The 14,425-nt window shown below is 70.0% G+C and carries 12 protein-coding genes and 1 rRNA gene; 11 read left to right on the forward strand and 2 right to left on the reverse strand.

What is annotated here, in order from left to right; genetic code table 11:
* Positions 1 to 47 precede the first annotated feature (47 nt).
* The 9 genes from K4B79_RS45985 to K4B79_RS46025 all read left to right on the forward strand — a co-directional run bounded on the left by K4B79_RS45985 (position 48) and on the right by K4B79_RS46025 (position 11,612).
* Positions 48 to 662: a TetR/AcrR family transcriptional regulator gene (locus K4B79_RS45985; RefSeq protein ID WP_232033442.1), complete on the forward strand. Its 615-nt coding sequence runs from the start codon at positions 48 to 50 to the stop codon at positions 660 to 662.
* 249 nt (positions 663 to 911) lie between these two features.
* Positions 912 to 2,270: a S53 family peptidase gene (locus K4B79_RS45990; protein WP_232033443.1), complete on the forward strand. Its 1,359-nt coding sequence runs from the start codon at positions 912 to 914 to the stop codon at positions 2,268 to 2,270.
* Between the two features lie 425 nt (positions 2,271 to 2,695).
* On the forward strand, positions 2,696 to 3,973 hold the full coding sequence (locus K4B79_RS45995; RefSeq protein ID WP_232033444.1) for a S53 family peptidase: 1,278 nt from the start codon (positions 2,696 to 2,698) through the stop codon (positions 3,971 to 3,973).
* A gap of 432 nt (positions 3,974 to 4,405) precedes the next feature.
* The gene (locus K4B79_RS46000) at positions 4,406 to 4,714 is read left to right on the forward strand and encodes a hypothetical protein (RefSeq protein ID WP_003991275.1); all 309 of its coding nucleotides are present in this window, start codon (positions 4,406 to 4,408) and stop codon (positions 4,712 to 4,714) included.
* Between the two features lie 202 nt (positions 4,715 to 4,916).
* Positions 4,917 to 5,732 carry a hypothetical protein gene (locus K4B79_RS46005; protein ID WP_232033445.1) on the forward strand — a complete coding sequence of 272 codons (816 nt, stop codon included), beginning with the start codon at positions 4,917 to 4,919 and terminating at the stop codon, positions 5,730 to 5,732.
* Positions 5,722 to 7,053: a hypothetical protein gene (locus tag K4B79_RS46010; RefSeq protein ID WP_232033446.1), complete on the forward strand. Its 1,332-nt coding sequence runs from the start codon at positions 5,722 to 5,724 to the stop codon at positions 7,051 to 7,053. The genes K4B79_RS46005 and K4B79_RS46010 overlap by 11 nt, the downstream gene beginning before the upstream one ends.
* Positions 7,050 to 8,609, forward strand: coding sequence for an SCO6880 family protein (locus K4B79_RS46015; protein WP_232033447.1), 1,560 nt, complete (start codon positions 7,050 to 7,052; stop codon positions 8,607 to 8,609). Before K4B79_RS46010 ends, K4B79_RS46015 begins: the two co-directional genes overlap by 4 nt.
* Positions 8,610 to 8,619: 10 nt before the next feature.
* Positions 8,620 to 10,029 carry an ATP-binding protein gene (locus tag K4B79_RS46020; protein ID WP_067435420.1) on the forward strand — a complete coding sequence of 470 codons (1,410 nt, stop codon included), beginning with the start codon at positions 8,620 to 8,622 and terminating at the stop codon, positions 10,027 to 10,029.
* 20 nt (positions 10,030 to 10,049) lie between these two features.
* The gene (locus K4B79_RS46025) at positions 10,050 to 11,612 is read left to right on the forward strand and encodes a type IV secretory system conjugative DNA transfer family protein (protein ID WP_232033448.1); all 1,563 of its coding nucleotides are present in this window, start codon (positions 10,050 to 10,052) and stop codon (positions 11,610 to 11,612) included.
* A gap of 44 nt (positions 11,613 to 11,656) precedes the next feature.
* Here the strand turns inward: K4B79_RS46025 and K4B79_RS46030 are convergent, their stop codons facing one another.
* The gene (locus K4B79_RS46030; protein WP_232033449.1) at positions 11,657 to 12,202 is read right to left on the reverse strand and encodes a GNAT family N-acetyltransferase; all 546 of its coding nucleotides are present in this window, start codon (positions 12,200 to 12,202) and stop codon (positions 11,657 to 11,659) included.
* 95 nt (positions 12,203 to 12,297) lie between these two features.
* Here K4B79_RS46030 and K4B79_RS46035 point away from each other — a divergent pair, with 95 nt between their 5' ends.
* Complete coding sequence (locus K4B79_RS46035; RefSeq protein ID WP_374208594.1) at positions 12,298 to 13,626, forward strand: sensor histidine kinase; 1,329 nt, start codon at positions 12,298 to 12,300, stop codon at positions 13,624 to 13,626.
* Positions 13,623 to 14,285: a response regulator gene (locus K4B79_RS46040; protein ID WP_232033450.1), complete on the forward strand. Its 663-nt coding sequence runs from the start codon at positions 13,623 to 13,625 to the stop codon at positions 14,283 to 14,285. The genes K4B79_RS46035 and K4B79_RS46040 overlap by 4 nt, the downstream gene beginning before the upstream one ends.
* 54 nt (positions 14,286 to 14,339) lie before the next feature.
* Here K4B79_RS46040 and rrf read toward each other — a convergent pair.
* Positions 14,340 to 14,425: ribosomal RNA gene (gene rrf, locus K4B79_RS46045) — 5S ribosomal RNA — on the reverse strand; the annotation flags it as partial.

Below are 14,425 nucleotides of genomic sequence, written 5' to 3' on the forward strand. Positions count from 1 at the left end.
AAAGATGGCGATGCCAACAATGCTGGCGGCGCCTACATCCCGATACGATGGGCTCCATGCCCTCCGAGAAGCCCGAGACCCGCCCCTACCATCACGGAGACCTGCGCACCGCCCTGCTCGCGAGCGCGGAACGCACCCTTCGGGAGAAGGGCGTCGCCTCGCTGTCACTGCGGGAACTGGCCCGCGACGTCGGCGTGAGCCACGCCGCCCCCGGCCGCCACTTCAAGGACAAGCAGGCCCTGCTCAACGCCCTGGCCCAGAACGGCTTCGAGCGCATGGCCCACGCCCTGGAGGCCGCCGACGACCCGGCACTGCCGCTCCAGCCGCGCCTGACCGCGTTCGCCCGGGCCTACCTCGGCTTCGCCATCAACAACGCCGAGCTGCTGGAACTCATGTACGCCCGCAAGCACGAACCCGACGCCTCCGAGCAGATGACGGCCGCGCTCGACCGCACGGTGGGCTCACTGGAGCGGGTCATCGCGGCCGCCCAACAGCGGGACGAGATCATCGCGGGCGACCCCGAACAGCTCACCCTCACCGTGGGCGCCGCCCTGCACGGCCTCGCCGCCTTCACGGCCAACGGCACCTACGCCCCCGACGCCGCCCTGGACGCCGTAGAGGAACTGATCCACCAGTTGCTCCACGGGCTCAAGCCCAGGTGACACCCCTCGGGAGTTGTGCGCAACGCGTGTAGATGGTCAAGGCTTGACCATTCGCCGCCCATCGGCGGGCCATCGTCCGGTAACCCCCCGACACCCTTCAGTAAGGCGGAAGTCAGGATTCCGCCACCCGCCTTGTTTGTCACGTACTCAACAAGCGATCGTCGTCGCGGGCCGCCGCCCCCACCGGGAACCTCACCGGTGGACCCCCCACCCCGCAGGCCTCTGCACCCACTCCCAGGAGGCTTTACGTTGCGTACGTACAGCACGAACACCCCCCACATACCCGGCAGATGGCGCCGTATCGGCTCCGCCGCCGCGGCCACCACCGCGCTCCTGATCGCCGGCCTCGGCACCGCGGCCCACGCGAGCGCGGACACCGCGACCGCGCAGCCCAAGGCGAGCGGCAAGGCGATCGCCGCCGCCGTCGCGAAGGCGCACGTGCAGTACGAGAGCGCGTGTGGCGCCACCCCGAAGAAGGGCTTCGCGTCCTGCAACGCCCTGCGCGTCACCAGCGGCACCACCGCCTTCCAGGAGGAGCAGGCCGCGAAGAAGGGCGTCGCCCCCGCGACCGTCAAGCCGAACGCCGCCTCGGCCACCCCGACCGGCTACGGCCCCAGTGACCTCCGGTCCGCCTACGGCCTGACCTCCGCCTCGACCTCGGGCGGCTCCGGCCAGACCATCGCCATCGTCGACGCCTACGACGACCCCAACGCCGAGGCCGACCTCGCGACTTACCGCTCGTACTACGGCCTCTCCGCCTGCACCACCGCCAACGGCTGCTTCAAGAAGGTCAGCCAGACCGGCTCCACGACCTCCCTCCCCACCGCCGACAGCGGCTGGGCCGGAGAGATCTCGCTCGACGTCGACATGGCCAGCGCGATCGCCCCGAACGCGAAGATCCTCCTCGTCGAGGCCAACTCGTCGAGCATGGCCGACCTGGGCACGGCCGTGAACGAGGCCGTGAAGCTGGGCGCGAAGTTCGTCTCCAACAGCTACGGCGGCGGCGAGTCCTCCTCGGACACGTCGTACGACTCCTCGTACTTCAACCACCCCGGCGTCGCCATCACCGTCTCCGCCGGCGACGCGGGCTACGGCGCCGAATACCCGGCCGCCTCCAAGTACGTCACCGCGGTCGGCGGCACCAAGCTCTCCAAGTCCTCCACCACCCGCGGCTGGACCGAGAGCGTCTGGAACACCAGCAGCACCGAGGGCACCGGCTCCGGCTGCTCCGCCTACGACGCCAAGCCCACCTGGCAGACCGACACCAGCTGCACCAAGCGCATGATCGCCGACGTCTCCGCCGTGGCCGACCCCGCCACCGGCGTCTCCGTCTACGACACCTACGGCTCCGACGGCACCGGCTGGAACACCTACGGCGGCACCAGCGCCTCCGCCCCCATCATCGCGGCCGTCTACGCCCTCGCCGGCACCCCGTCGAGCAGCAGCTACCCCGCCCAGTTCCCGTACCAGCACACCTCGTCCCTCAACGACGTGACCTCGGGCAGCAACGGCACCTGCTCCACCAGCTACTTCTGCACCGCCACCACCGGCTACGACGGCCCCACCGGCCTCGGCACCCCCGCGGGAACGACGGCCTTCACCGGCTGAGCACCCCGCACGAACTCCCCGTCGGGTCACGGGGAAGCCGCCCTCGAGAGGGGAACGTGGGGTTCCCTCGGCGGCACACACGGCAGCGGGCCGCGACGACAAGGTCGCGGCCCGTTCGCCGTATCCGAAGCAGCCTGCGCCCCGTACAGCGAAGTCCTGTACCGCGAAGTCCCGTACCGCGAAGTCCCGTACCCCGCCTGTGAGTCGGGTCAAGCGCCCGCCGCCCGCTGTCCATCGATCGGCCATCGGGAAGTAAGCCCCGGTCCCGTTTCAGTAAGGCGGAGGTCAGGATTCCGCCACCTGCCTTGTTGTCACGTACCCAACAAGGGACCGTCGTCGCGGGCCGCCGCCCGCCGCCGGGGACACCGCACCGACGGCACGCACCCGCACCGCCCCTGTTCCACCATCATTCAGGAGGCTGCACCTTGCGTACCAACACCCCCTCCACACGTCTGAGATGGCGCCGCATCGGCTCCGCCGTCACCGCCACCGCCGCGCTCCTTCTCACCGGCCTCGGCGCCGCCGCCCACGCGGACGCCGCCGTGAGCCCCGCCCGGGTCACCTGGGCCGCGACCCCCTGCGCCACCCCCAAGAAGGCCGGCGAACTCGCCTGCGACTCGCTCCGCGTGACGGGCGGCACCACCGCCTTCCAGAAGGCCGAGGGCATCACCCCCGACGCCGCCGACGCCGCCACCCCCTCCGGCTACGGCCCCTCCGACCTCCAGTCGGCCTACGGCCTGACCTCCGCCGCCGCCTCCAACGGCTCCGGCAGGACCATCGCCATCGTCGACGCGTACAACGACCCCAACGCGGAGTCGGACCTCACCACTTACCGCTCGCACTACGGCCTGTCGGCCTGCACCACCGCCAACGGCTGCTTCAAGAAGGTCTCCCAGACCGGCTCCACCACCTCGCTGCCCACCAGCGACGCCGGCTGGTCCGAGGAGATCTCCCTCGACCTCGACATGGCCAGCGCGATCTGCCCGAACTGCAAGATCCTCCTGGTCGAGGCCAAGTCCGCCACCATGGCCAACCTCGGCACGGCCGTGAACGAGGCCGTCTCCCTGGGCGCCAAGTACGTCTCCAACTCCTACGGCGGCGGCGAGTCCTCCTCGGACACGTCGTACGACTCCTCGTACTTCAACCACCCCGGCGTCGCCATCACCGTCTCCGCCGGCGACGCGGGCTACGGCGCCGAATACCCGGCCTCGTCCCGGTACGTCACCTCCGTCGGCGGCACCGCTCTGTCGAAGACGTCCACCACCCGCGGCTGGACCGAGACGGTCTGGAACACCAGCAGCACGGAAGGCACCGGCTCCGGCTGCTCCGCCTACGACGCCAAACCGACCTGGCAGACCGACAGCGGCTGCGCCAAGCGCATGGTTTCGGACGTCTCCGCCGTGGCCGACCCCGCCACCGGCGTCTCGGTCTACGACTCCTACGGCGTCACCGCCGGCTGGTACACCTTCGGCGGCACCAGCGCCTCCTCGCCGATCATCGCGGGCGTCTACGCCCTCGCCGGCACCCCGTCGAGCAGCAGCTACCCCGCCCAGTTCCCCTACCAGCACACCTCGTCCCTCAACGACGTGACCAGCGGCAGCAACGGCACCTGCTCCACCAGCTACTTCTGCACCGCCACCACCGGCTACGACGGCCCCACCGGCCTCGGCACCCCCGCGGGAACGACGGCCTTCACCGGCTGACCCCGACCCCCATGTGATCGGTTCCGTGACGAACGGGCCGCGGCACCCGGCCGCGGCCCGTTCGTCATTCCGAGTTAGCCTTCACCCACGCTCCCGGAGATCCCGCAGACCAGCGACCTGATCGCCGACGCGCAAGAGACGCGTAAGAGGGGTCAACGACGGAACCACACGACAGGTTCCGCCCATATCTCATTGCCCGGCGTGACCTGCCGTGATACACAGAGTGACGATACGACTCCCGGTATACCGCCCCGCGTCCGTTCGAGGGACTCCCAAGGCACCGATGCGGGCCGGTGGCAAGGTATTCGTACGAAACCCGCCAATCAATGACGCCAAGTCGACATACGACAGCGGCATTGTCGGCGACAATGATGCCTGACCTCTGCGCCAAGGCAGAGGGCGCGGAACTACCCACCAGGGGCGGTGACTTACATGCTCTTTGCGGCCGACAAGGGAGACATCAACACCATCATCGGCGGAATCGCTCCGGACTGGGGGCCCTTCGGCAGCCTGGGCAACGAGGCGAAGGTGATGATCGAGGTCGTGATGGCGGTGGCCATCCTGCTCTGCCTCGGCATCGCCATCTGGGGCGCCGCCAAGCAGCGCATCGGTGCCACGGCGCTGCGGGACACCTTCAGCGCGGAACAGGGCAAGGGCCTCATCATCGCGGGCCTGACCGGCGTCTTCATCATCGGCTCACTCGGCACGCTGTTCACGATCGTGTACGGCATGGCCGTGTAGGCCCGGCGCCCGGTCGACGCACCTCGGTCCGGCCGGGCGCGCCCCGGTCCCCCCACCTCCCTCCACCCCACCCGTCCGTCGTGCCCACCGGCTGAGGTTGCATTTCCCTGATGTCGAGTCACCACACCGCGCCCGCGCGGGAACCAGTGCGGCTACCGTCGTACTCCTACGCGTTTTCATACGTCGAGGGGGCGTACGCGGCATGAGTCCCGGTGACGACCACGACACGTCCGCCTCCGGCGGTTACGCGGGTACGGGCCACACCCGCACCCGCTACCCCGACGCCCCCACCGACGTCTACGGCGGCGCCCGCAGACCCGGCCGCTCCTCCTCCCGAAGCCTCGTCACCGTCGTCGGCGTCGTCGTCCTCCTCATCGCCGCGATCGCCTTCGCGAACCGCGGAGGAGACGATTCCTCAACCCCCGACACGGCCGGCTCCCAGCCCCAGGCCGCCCCCACAGCGCCCACGGGCAAGACCCCGGTGAAGTCGGGCTTCGCCCAGGATGAGCAGGGGGCGCAGAGTGCGGCGGCGAATTACGCGGTGGCGCTCGGGTCGTCCGACATGTTCAGCAAGGCCAAGCGCGACGCCATCCTGCAAGCCATCATCACCCCCGCACGGGTCTCCGCCTTCGAGGCGACGCTGGACAAGGCGTACACCCCTCAGTTCAACAAGAACGTCGGACTGAACGAAGACGGGACCACACCGGCTGGCTACACGTTCGTGTCGCGTACCAGCCCGATCGGCACCAAAGCCACCGAGACCTCCAGCAGCAACGCAACCGTCGAGGTCTGGTGCAACGGTCTTCTGGGCCTCGCCGGCGAGAGTTCCACGAACCCGGTCACCAGCAGCTGGTTCACGATCACCATGAAGCTCGAATGGACCAACGGTGACTGGAAGATCGTGACCCACTCCCAGAAGGACGGCCCCGCGCCCGTACCTGGCGACGAAAGGGCCTCCACCGCCGACGAGATGGCGAAGGCTGTCGAGGAGTACGGAGGGTTTACGTATGCCCGCTAGCCACCGCGTGCTCAAACTGGCTGCCATCGTCACAGCAGTCCAGACCGCGGCAGTCCTCACGGCCACGCGCGCCTTCGCAGCACCCACGCCGACGCCGTCACCGACGCCAAGTAACGACCCTTGCGACCTGATCCACGGCCCCGCCAAGGATTACTGCGAGCAGGGCAGCGGATCCGGCAGCAACGGCAACTCCCCCTCCCTGGATCCCACAAGTACCCTCGACCCCCTCTCCTCCCTAGCCAAGGGCTGCGCCGACGCCGCCGCCTGGACCGTCGACAAGCTCAGTGAAGCGGTGAAGGACACGGCGAACGTGGACTTCACGAACCAGAAGTTCCTCCAGCAGTACGCCGTCGTGTTCGCGGCGTCCACGATCCTCACCCTCCTGCTGTGGCTGCTGGCCGTGGCGAAGAGGGCGGTGCGAGGTGTCCCCCTCACCACCGCCATCAGCGAGGCGATCGGATTCCTGTGGCTGACGGTCCTGGCCTCCGCCTTCACACCCCTGATCCTCTACACGGTCGTATCGGCGACGGACGGCGTGTCGGAGGTCCTGGCCAAGGCGACCGGCGACCAGACGGACGCCTTCTTCGGCACGTTCTCCGGCGCGTTGGCGAAGGGCGAGGACATCGGCGGCGGCCCGATCATGCTGATCGTGGTGTCGCTGGTGAGCATCCTCGCCGCGGGAGTGCTCTGGCTGGAGCTGGTCATCCGCGCCGCCCTGCTCTACGTAGGTGCCCTCCTCGGCACGGTCGTCTACGCGGGCCTGGTCGACAAGAACCTGTGGGGCCACGTCCGCCGCTGGGCGGGCATCATGATCGCGGTGATCCTGGTGAAGCCGGTCATCGTCATCGTCCTGGGCCTGGCCGGCGCACTCTCCGCCGACGACGGCCCGGACGCCTTCTCCGCCGTGGTCTCCGGCCTCGCCATCATCCTGCTGGCGATCTTCGCGTCGGCGATGATCTACCGCTTCGTCCCCGGCTTCGGAGACGAGATCGCCGGCTCCCGCAACAACCGCATCATGCAGGGCGCCGAAGGCAAGGCCGCGGCCGTCATCAGCTCCCCCGCCACCCTCGTCGCGCAGGGCATCAAGACACACAGCACCCGCGCCGACAACAACGGCCAGGCCTCCGGAGGCAACGGCGCCCGCCCCAGCAACCCCGCATCCGGCGGGGTCGCCGCCCACAGCACGCGCTCCTCGAACGGAGGCGGCGGATCTGTCCCCTCCGCCGCCCCCGCTCCCCGCGCCGGCAGCCCGGTCAACACCCCGCACGCCAGCAACACCCGCAACAGCAGTACCAACCGCACGGGAGGTGAAGGGCGTTGACGACCGAGTCCCACGTGTCCCATCCGGTCACGCCCCGCCGTACATATCTGATCGGCCGCGCCCGGCCGAACGCGATCGTCGGCAGAAATCGTGAGACCGGCGAGATCGCGCTGATCATCGCCGGCGCGTTCCTCGGCATGATGTGCGGGCTCCTGGTCCCCGTGCTCTCCCTGCGCATCGTGCTGCTCATGGGCTTCCCCATGGTGGCCCTGGCCGCCGTGTACGTGCCGTACAAGCGCCGCACCTTCTACAAGTGGTTCGAGATCAACCGCAGCTACAAGCGCACCCTCAAGCAGGGCACCGCCTACCGCTCCGGCGTGATGGAGGCCGGCACCTACGCCGACGGCCGCGAGGTCGAGATCGGCCCGCCGCCCGGCATCGGCCGCATCAACTGGCTCGCCGCCCCGTTCGGCCCGGACGAGATCGCCGTACTGCTGCACGCCGACCGTCGTACGGTCACCGCGGCGATCGAGATCGAGGGCCCCGGCGTCGGCCTGCGCGACTCCGAGGACCAGGAAGCCCTGGTCGACCGCTTCGGCACCCTGCTCAAGCACGTGGCCAACGGCGACGGCTTCGTCACCCGCCTCCAGATGCTCGCCCGCACCCTCCCCGCCGACCCCGACGCCCACGCCAAGGACGTCGCCGTCCGCGGCGACGAGAAGGCACCGGTCTGGCTCCAGGCGTCGTACGACCAACTCCAGTCGATGGTGTCGACGAGCAGCGAGCAGCACCGCGCGTACCTCGTCGCCTGCATGCACTACTCCCGTGAGCTGGCCGCCGAGGCCCACGCGATGGCCCGCGCGGCCCGCCCGCACAACGGCCGCAAGCTGGACCGGGACGCCGGTCTCGCCGTCGTCATGGCCCGTGAGCTGACGGACATCTGCTCGCGCCTGCAGGAGGCCGACATCCGCGTACGCCAGCCGCTGGGCCAGGGCCGGCTCGCCTCCCTCATCCACTCCATGTACGACCCGGACCACCCCATCGACCACATCCAGGCGATGACCAAGCGCAACGCCTGGCCGGCCGAACTCGACGCCATGGAGCCGACGTTCCTCCAGGCGAAGACCCGGGAGTCCTCCACCCGCGCCCCCTGGTGCCACGCCACGGCCTGGGTGAAGGAGTGGCCGATGACCCCGGTCGGCGTCAACTTCCTGGCGCCCCTGCTGGTCCACACCCCGGACGTCATCCGCACCGTCGCCGTCACGATGGACCTCGAACCCACCGAGGTCGCCATCGAGCGCATGCTGACCGAGAAGACCAACGACGAGGCCGAGGCGTCCCGGGCCGCCAAGATGAACCGGACCGTCGACCCCCGCGACGTCGCCTCCCACAACCGTCTCGACCAGCGCGGCGAAGACCTCGCGAGCGGCGCGGCCGGCGTCAACCTGGTCGGCTACATCACCGTCTCCTCCCGCAACCCCGAGGCCCTGGCCCGCGACAAGCGGACCATCAGGGCCTCGGCCGGAAAGTCGTACCTGAAGCTGGAGTGGTGCGACCGCGAGCACCATCGTGCCTTCGTGAACACGCTTCCGTTCGCCACCGGCATTCGAAGGTAGGGGCCGCCGCATGCGGGATCCGATGTCCATCCTCACCGACGCCTTCACGTCCTTCCTCTTCGGAAAGGTGGAGACGACCCGCCTGCCGGTGCGCACCTCCACGGGCCAGGCCCAGGCGGTCTACCTCCCGACCGCCGCCCCCGGCCTCGGCGACTCCGGCGTCATCATCGGCCGCGAGGTCTACTCCGGGAAGGGCTACATCTACGACCCCTTCCAGCTGTACGGCCAGCAGCTCCCCGCACCCCACTGGCTGGTCCTCGGCGAGTCCGGCAACGGCAAGTCGGCGCTGGAGAAGACGTACGTCCTGCGCCAGCTCCGCTTCCGCGACCGCCAGGTCGTCGTCCTGGACGCGCAGGGCGAGGACGGCGTCGGTGAATGGAACCTCGTCGCGCAGGAGCTGGGAATAACTCCCATCCGGCTCGACCCGATGGCGGCCCTGGACCACGGAATCCGCCTCAACCCCCTGGACCCCGCGATCACGACGACCGGCCAGCTCGCGCTGCTCCGGACCATCATCGAGGTCGCGATGGGGCACAGCCTGGACGAGCGCTCGGGCTTCGCCCTCAAGGTCGCCCACGCCTACGTCAACGAGACGATCGTCGACCGCCAGCCGGTCCTGACCGACATCGTCGAGCAGCTACGGCATCCGGAGCCCGAGTCGGCCGAGGCGATGAACGTCGACATAGAGGACGTACGGGCCTGGGGCCTGGACGTGGCCCTGGTCCTGGACCGCCTGGTCGACGGTGACCTCAGGGGCATGTTCGACGGCCCCACGACGGTCGGCATCGACCTGGACGCCCCGCTGATCGTCTTCGACCTGTCCCACATCGACCGCAATTCCATCGCCATGCCCATCCTCATGGCGATCGTCGGTGTGTGGCTGGAGCACACCTGGATCCGCCCCGACCGGAAGAAGCGCATCTTCCTGGTCGAGGAGGCCTGGCACATCATCAACAGCCCGTTCGTGGCCCAGCTGTTCCAGCGCCTGCTGAAGTTCGGCCGACGCCTCGGCCTGTCCTTCGTGGCGGTGGTCCACCACCTGTCGGACGTCGTCGACGGAGCGGCGGCGAAGGAGGCCGCGGCCATCCTCAAGATGGCCTCGACCCGGACGATCTACGCCCAGAAGGCGGACGAGGCACGGGCCACCGGCCGCGTCCTCGGCCTCCCCCGCTGGGCGGTCGAGATCATCCCCTCCCTCACTCCCGGCATCGCCGTGTGGGACGTCAACGGCAACGTCCAGGTCGTCAAACACCTGGTCACCGAGACCGAACGCCCCCTCGTCTTCACCGACCGCGCGATGACCGAGTCCTCCGTGGAACTGGCGGACGAAGCCCTGCGCGCCGCCGAACTGGAGGCGGAGGAACGAGCGGCGGCCTTCGTGGAACAGCACCTCGGCGACTCCGAGTCGACGGTGGCGTAGGAAAGCGGACGGGGAGAGCCATGAGACCGGGTGAGGAACGCGCGCGCCGACAGGACGCCCAGGGAGGCATCCCCGACGGCCTGCTGGTCGGCATACTCGCCTTCCTCCTCGGCATGACCCTGCTGGTGTGGTCGGCGACGGGCCTGTCCGCCCTCTTCGCCCACGGCAGCTGGCCCGACGGCGTCACCTTCACCCGCACCCCCCTGGCCATGCGCCACCTCATCGCCGAACCCCACGACATCCCCGGCGCCTGGCCCGACTCCCCCGCCCCGCAGTTCTCCGGCTACGGCCTCTTCTGGGGCCTGTTCATCGGCCAGCTGATGATCCTGGTCGTCCTGACGGTGTTCGTCATGGGCACGGTGGCGAGATGGAGGGCGGTACGCGCGAGGGGGCGGGCGGAACGGAGGGCTCAGAAGGAGGTCCCGGCTCAGAGGCCGGCGACGGAACAGGTACCGGCGGCCGACACACCCCAGGCTCAGCCCCAAGCCCACGCCGAGGCCCACCCCCAGCCCACGAATCACCCGCGGCCGCCGACGGCGACGAGCCTCCAGGCGCCACTGCAGCCCACGGCACCGCTGCACGAGACGCCGGCCGCGACTGCCCCCCACACCTCTGTGCCCGACGGCAAACGGGTGGGCGGGTGGGAAACCAACCGCGCCGAAGGCGCGGTGCACTACGGCACCCCGCAAACCCGCCACACCACCGCCACCCAGGCGATCCGGGACGCGGAGGGCCCCGCCCTCGTCATCACCTCGAACCCCACCCTCTGGACAGACACCAAGGACGCCCGAGCCAAACTCGGCCCCGTCCACGTCTACGACCCCACCCACCGCTGCGACACCCCGGCCCGCCTCCACTGGTCCCCCACCACCGGCTGCGAGGACAAGGACACGGCGATCGCGAGAGCCACCGCCCTCCTCGCCCCCATCCGCCCCACCGCGAAGATCGACGCCGCCCTCACCGCCGTAGCCGAAACGCTCCTGCGGAGCTATCTGCACGCCGCCGCCATCGACGGCCGCACCATCCGCCACGTCCACCGCTGGTCCCAGGGCACCCAGGTCCAGGACGCCGTACGCATCCTCCGTACGAATCCCAAGGCCGCACCCGGCTCGGCGGGCGAACTCGAGGCCACCCTCACCGCCCACCCCGAACGCCGGGACATCGCCCAGGAGTTGACGAGCCGCGCGCTCTCCGCCCTGTTCACGGTGAACGTCCGGGAGGCCTGCACCCCCAACCGAACTGATGCCCTCGCCTTGGATTCCTTCGTCGACGAAGGGGGCACGCTTTACGTGGTGGGGGAATCCATCGAGGACCCCAGGACGAATCCAGGCGCCATGCCCCTCCTGACGGCCCTCGCCTCAAGCGTGGTCGAGCGCGGCCGGCGCATGGCCGAACGGTCATCCTCCGGTCGCCTCGACCCACCACTGACGCTCGTCCTGGACGACGTCGCCGCCGTGGCTCCACTTCCCCAGCTCCCGGAGCTGCTGGCAACCGGAGCGGACCGGGGTATGCCGACCCTGGCCCTGCTCCGGTCCCGCGAACAGGCCCGCACCCGCTGGCCGAACGCGGAACTCCCGGCGTAGGCACCGAGCGGCGTAGGCACCCGAGCCAGACCCTCCCGGCCCGGTCACCGGCGTTCGAGCACGAACTCCAGCTCGGACTCCCCCGGCGCCGCGGCCAACGGCACGACGGCCCCGCTCGGCACGAACCCCACCTTGCGGTACAGCCCCTGCGCCCGCCCGTTCTCCTCGTGGACGATGAGCCGCACCCGCTCGGCGCCACGGTCCCACGCCCACTCCAGGCCCGCCTCGAACAGCTCCTTGGTCAGCCCGGTCCCGCGTGCCTCGGGCCGCACATAGACGCCCACCACATGCCCCTGGCGCCGCTCGACGGGAAACCCGGCCCAGTCCGTCGACCCGGCCTCCTCCATCAGCACGGTCAGTGTCCCCACCCACCGCCCGTCCGCGTCCTCGGCGATGATCTGCTGCACTCCGGTCGCCCCTTCGGCACCCCTGGCCGTCCGCTCCTGCCAGAAGGAGTCCGGCTTGGTCACGGAGTCCTCGTAGGTCTCCATGAAGGCGAGATGCGCGACGGGATCCTGGAGCGCGGCGAGCCGAAGCTCACGCACCGCACGCCACTCATCAGCACGTATGGACCGGATCACATAGTTCATACCGGCCACGGTAGTACCGGGGTACTACCCCGCTCACCTCAAATACTGCCCACGGTCCGACGCCTCCCGGCCCCGCCGCGACGACCATCAAAGGCATGACGCCGGCGGAGAAACAGCCCACCATGGACCGCGTGGCCGAAGAACGACTGACGGAAGAACAGGCGACGGAAGAACGGGCGAGGGAAGAGCGGGCGACGGAACCCCTCACCGAGTACGTCCACCGCGTCAGCCGACGCGTACGCGCCTTCGACCAGCACCACCCCCTCCCCTGGGACCTCCTCCTGACCGGCTTCTGGGTCACGGCGGCCCTGATCGACTACGCCGGCGGCGGCTGGCTCAACGTGGCCCGCGACCGCGACAACCCCGGCTGGCTGGTCGTGGCCCTGAGCCTCGGCTTCTCGGTCCCCCTCCTCTGGCGCCGCACCCACCCCAGGGCCGTCCTTCTCGCCATCGCCCCGGTCTCCCTGGTCAACGCCTGGACGGGCACCGCTCTCCAGGCGATCCTGCTCCAGCTGCTCGTCGTCTTCCACATCGCCCTACGCCGTCCCCCGCGCGACCTCTGGTGGGCCACGGCCCTGATCACCGCCCCCGTGGCCGTGATGGCGGCCCGCCACCCACAGGGCAGCCCCGACCAGGACATCGTCCCGGTCCTGATGTCCGTGGCCGTGGCGACGGCCATCGGCATCACCGTCCGCACCCGCCGCGCCCACACCGAGGCCCTGGAGGACCGCGCCCGCCGCCTGGAGGTGGAACGCGACCAGCAGGCCCGCCTCGCCGCCGCCGCCGAACGCGCCCGCATAGCCCGCGAGATGCACGACATCATCGGCCACAACCTGGCCGTCATCACCGGCCTCGCCGACGGCGGCCGCTACGCCGCCACCAAGTCCCCCGAGCGCGCCGCCGAGGCCCTCACCGCCATCTCCACCACCAGCCGCCAGGCCCTCACCGAACTCCGCCGACTCCTGGACGTCCTACGCGACGAGCCCGCACCCCCCGACACACCCCACCCTCCCGCGGACCTGACCCCGCAGCCCACACTCTCCGACCTCACCCCGCTCATCGAGGGCGTCCGCTCCGCAGGCCTCCCCGTCGACACCACCGTCCAGGGCACCCCCGTCCTCCCCCCGGGCCGCCAACTCACCGTCTACCGCGTCATCCAGGAAGCCCTCACCAACACCCTCAAACACGCCGGCCCCGGCGCGACCTCCCACATCCACATGTCCTACGACGACTCCGGCGCCGTCACGGTCACCGTGACCGACACCGGCCGCGGCAGCCCCCTCAACGGCACCGAGGGCCGCGGCCTTCCCGGCATGCGCGAACGAACAGCCCTCTACGGCGGCACACTTGAGGCCGGCCCCCGCGCCCACCCCGAACAGGGCTGGCGCGTCCACCTTCACCTCCCGGAGGAAACCCCGCAGTGACCACGGTCCTCATCGCCGACGACCAGCCCCTCCAGCGCCTCGGCTTCCGCATGCTGCTGGAGAGCCAGGACGACATGACCGTGCTGGGCGAGGCGAACAACGGCGCCGAGGCGACCCGTATGACGGCCGAGCTCCAGCCCGACGTCGTCCTGATGGACGTCCGCATGCCCGGCCTCGACGGCATCGAGGCCACCCGCCGCATCATCGCCTCCGGCGCCCGCACCCGCGTCCTCATCCTGACCACCTTCGACCTCGACGAGTACGCCTACTCCGGCCTCCGCGCCGGCGCCTCCGGCTTCCTGGTCAAGGACGCCCAGCCCGAGGACCTCCTCTCCGGCATCCGCGCCGTGGCGACGGGCGACGCGGTCGTGGCCCCCAGCCTCACCCGCCGTCTCCTCGACGCCTACGTCCACCACCTCCCGACCGCCGCCTCAGCCGCCGCGCAGACCCCGGACCCTCGCCTCGACTCCCTCACGGACCGCGAACGCGAGATCCTCACGGTCATCGGCAAGGGCTGGACCAACACGGAGATAGCCACCCGCCTCCACCTCGCCGAGTCCACGGTGAAGACCCACGTCGGCCGCGTCCTCGCGAAGACGGGCTCCCGGGACCGGATCCAGGCGGTGATCCTGGCCTACGACACGAAGCTGGTGAAATAAGACGGTGAAACAGAAAAAGCCCCGTGCCAATGGCACGGGGCTTTTCTAAAGATTGTTCGGCGGCGTCCTACTCTCCCACAGGGTCCCCCCTGCAGTACCATCGGCGCTGTAAGGCTTAGCTTCCGGGTTCGGAATGTAAC

Source organism: Streptomyces lincolnensis (genome assembly GCF_021173675.1).
GTDB classification, from domain to species: domain Bacteria; phylum Actinomycetota; class Actinomycetes; order Streptomycetales; family Streptomycetaceae; genus Streptomyces; species Streptomyces lincolnensis_B.

Coding starts and splice junctions, on each gene's coding strand:
- K4B79_RS45985 (WP_232033442.1), top strand. CDS start 48: ATGGGCTCCATGCCCTCCGAGAAGCCCGAGACCCGCCCCTACCATCAC.
- K4B79_RS46000 (WP_003991275.1), top strand. CDS start 4,406: ATGCTCTTTGCGGCCGACAAGGGAGACATCAACACCATCATCGGCGGA.
- K4B79_RS46005 (WP_232033445.1), top strand. CDS start 4,917: ATGAGTCCCGGTGACGACCACGACACGTCCGCCTCCGGCGGTTACGCG.
- K4B79_RS46010 (WP_232033446.1), top strand. CDS start 5,722: ATGCCCGCTAGCCACCGCGTGCTCAAACTGGCTGCCATCGTCACAGCA.
- K4B79_RS46020 (WP_067435420.1), top strand. CDS start 8,620: ATGCGGGATCCGATGTCCATCCTCACCGACGCCTTCACGTCCTTCCTC.
- K4B79_RS46025 (WP_232033448.1), top strand. CDS start 10,050: ATGAGACCGGGTGAGGAACGCGCGCGCCGACAGGACGCCCAGGGAGGC.
- K4B79_RS46030 (WP_232033449.1), bottom strand. CDS start 12,202: ATGAACTATGTGATCCGGTCCATACGTGCTGATGAGTGGCGTGCGGTG.
- K4B79_RS46035 (WP_374208594.1), top strand. CDS start 12,298: ATGACGCCGGCGGAGAAACAGCCCACCATGGACCGCGTGGCCGAAGAA.